This window comes from Pseudoalteromonas sp. G5_S1_54_S4 (assembly GCF_054968565.1).
Genome location: NZ_JBQKUL010000118.1, coordinates 1 through 1,524, shown reverse-complemented (window position 1 = coordinate 1,524; position 1,524 = coordinate 1). Strand labels below are relative to the sequence as shown.

Below are 1,524 nucleotides of genomic sequence, written 5' to 3'. Positions count from 1 at the left end.
CCCCCTGTGTCAGGATCTGACTCTTATACACAAATAAATTAGGCTTCAATTGAACTTTATTTATATCAGTCGATCAGATCAGTTATAACGAAAAAACCGATCGAGTTTAATTATTATGCTGATAAAAGATACTGAACAATGGGCTAATCATTTGTTTAAACATGCTGAATTAGGTGATGAACGACGCACTAAACGCCTGGTAAAAATAAGTCATCAAATGGCGAGCAACACAGGAAGTTCTATTGTGAAAGCATCTGCCTCACAGGCCTCTATTGAAGGCGCATATCGCTTTCTTCGCAATGATAAAGTTGACGCAGATAACATCGCTACCGCCGGTTTGAATTCGCTGTTACCTGCAATAACGCTGTCAAACACAATCCTTGCGCTAGAAGATACATCAACATTGTGTTACCGACACAATGTGACTAAAGAGCTCGGACATACTGGCGCATATAAACAAAGCTCTTCTAAAGGGATGTTGGCGCACACCGTCCTTATGGTCGATGCAGAAACAGAGCGTACTATTGGCTTGGGTGCACAACATCGTTGGTGCAGAAAAGATGAAAACTTTGGTACCGCTAACGACAGAAAACGCCGCAAGTACGAAACGAAAGAAAGTTATAAATGGCAACGCTCGTCGGAAGAAATGAGTACCCGATTTGCAGATGTCATGGACAATATCATAAGCGTTTGTGATCGAGAATCTGATATGTTTGAGTATATTGATTATAAAACAATAAATAATCAACGGTTTGTAGTGAGGGCCAAGCATGAGCGGGTCGTGAATGCAGACGGCGATAAACTAAGTCCCTACATTGAAAATCAATCTAGCGAAGCTTCATATTCGGTTAAGATACAGCAAAAAGGAGGCCGAAAAGCACGTATTGCGAAAGTAGCTGTACGTTATGCTTGCATTACTATTTATCCGCCTAAAAAACACAAGAAACTTGGTGGTATGAATTTAACAGTAATAAGTTGCAACGAGATTGATCCACCAAGTGGAACAAGTCCTTTGTCGTGGAAATTGTATACAGGCGAACCGATAAATAGTGCTTCTGATGCACTAAAGATAGTTAGATTTTATGAACTAAGATGGCGAGTTGAAGAGTTCCATAAAGCGTGGAAGTCAGCGGGCACTCAAGTTGAGTCGTTTCGCATGCAAACGCGAAATAATCTAGAAAAGATCATTGTAATAACAGCATTTATTGCGGTGAGACTTCTCCAGTTACGCGAGCTTGTTGTCGATAAAGATAATGCAAAATCAATTGGTTGCGACAATTTTTTCAATCATCTTGAATGGAAACTGTTGTGGTCAAAGACTGAAACTAAAAAAGCACCTAACACAACACCTTCATTACATTGGGCTTATTATGCACTTGCCAAATTAGGCGGGTGGCACAACAGCAAGCAAACAGGTGTTGTTGGTTGGGAAGCTTTATGGAAAGGTTGGTTTTCACTGAGCCAACTGCTAGAAGGCGCTCGATTCATGCAAGCGCAACAACAGGAGATGTGATCAAGAGACAG

1 protein-coding gene is annotated in these 1,524 nt (G+C 40.9%); it reads left to right on the top strand.

The features are described from left to right. Positions 1-115: 115 nt before the first annotated feature. A complete protein-coding gene (locus tag ACTRWE_RS19165) occupies positions 116-1,513 on the top strand; it encodes an IS4 family transposase (protein WP_462880528.1) in 1,398 nt (465 codons plus the stop codon). The last annotated feature ends 11 nt before the right edge of the window (positions 1,514-1,524 follow it).

Excerpts from the sequence above, each read along its gene's own strand:
- ACTRWE_RS19165 (WP_462880528.1), top strand. The coding sequence starts at position 116 with ATGCTGATAAAAGATACTGAACAATGGGCTAATCATTTGTTTAAACAT.